Genomic DNA, 1,417 nt, shown 5'->3' on the forward strand with positions numbered 1-1,417 from the left:
GGCACTACACCGAGGGCATCCAGAACTGGAACCCCATCTGGCCCGGCCACGGCATCCGCATCCTCCCCGGCCCGTCCTCGATGTGGTTCGACGCCCTCGGCCGCCGCCTCCTGGACCGCCCGCACCTGGCTCGGCCTGCCCGGCCTCGTCCCGGGCGCCCCCGCCGACGCCGTCCTCTACGACCGCGACCCCCGCACCGACCTCGGCGTCCTCGACCGGCCGACGGCGGTGATCCTGCGCGGACGCCGGGTCCGGCCCCGGATCTGACCCGGGGGCCAACTGCCCGTGCGGTGTGCCGAGTTCCCGGCCGGACGGGCTGCTGCGGCGGCGTCGCCCCGGGCCGGTCCGGCAACCCGGACCGCGCCGTCCGGCCGGGACAGGCGATGATGGAGGGGTGGCACAGAACACCGAAGGGCAGCTCAGAGGCCGTAGCGCCGAACTCGCCCGACTCCAGGACACCGTATCGGGCGGCAGGACCCTGCTCCTGCTCGGCGAGGCCGGCACCGGCAAGACCCGGCTGCTCACGGTCGTCGCGGACGCCGCGCGCCGCGCCGGCACCACGGTCCTGACCGCCCGGGGCAGCGAGGCGGAGGCACACCACTCCTTCGCCTCCCTCCACCAGCTCCTCCTGCCCGTCCTCGGCCACGCCGACGCCCTGCCCGACCACCAGCGCACCGCCCTGGACACCGCGTTCGGCATCACCCCCGCCGACACCCCGGCCGCCCCCACGCACCTGCGCATGGCCGTCCTCACCCTCCTCACCGAGGCCGCCCGCCACAGCCGCCTCCTCCTCGTCGCCGACGACGTCCAGCACGCCGACCGCGACTCCCTCGACGTCCTCGGCTTCGTGCTCCGCCGCACCCCCGGCATCCCCGTCCTGCTCGCCGCCCGCGGCCAGACACCCCCGGGCGGCGTCCCCGACGACCTGCCGACGCTGCTCCTCGGACCCCTCGGCGAGCGCGCCGCCGCCGAACTACTCGACGCCCAGCCGCACGCCCCCACCGGCCGCGCCCGCAGCGAACTCCTGCGCCAGGCCCACGGCAACCCCCTCGCCGTCATCGAACTGTCCCGCGCCGCGGAGAACTGCGTCCTGCCCGGCGGCGGCCTCCCGCAGCCCGAACGCATCCAGCGCCTGTACGCGGCCCGCCTGCCCGCCCTCCCCGACACCACCCGCCGCCTGCTCCTGTACGCGGCGGCCTCCCAGTACGACGACCTCGTCACCGTCATGGACGCCGCCGGCGCCGGGGGAGACCTCACGGCCTGGGCCCCCGCCGAAGAGGCCGGCCTCGTCACGGTCGCCGACGGCCGCGTCCTGTTCCGCCACCCCCTGGCCCGCGCCGGCTGCTACCACGCCGCCCCCGCGCACGAACGCCAGCGCGCCCACCGCGACCTCGCCGCCGCCCTCACCGACGACCCC

The 1,417-nt window shown here is 77.1% G+C and carries 1 protein-coding gene and 1 pseudogene; both read left to right on the plus strand.

Translation table 11 applies throughout. The annotated features are described in order from the left end of the window. Positions 1-267: pseudogene (locus ACVNF4_RS35995) on the plus strand (amidohydrolase family protein); the annotation flags it as partial. 127 nt (positions 268-394) lie between these two features. Continuing rightward, positions 395-1,417 (plus strand): ATP-binding protein (locus ACVNF4_RS36000; RefSeq protein ID WP_461807031.1); only part of this gene is annotated, 1,023 nt, incomplete at its 3' end.

Source organism: Streptomyces sp. S6 (assembly GCF_054880855.1).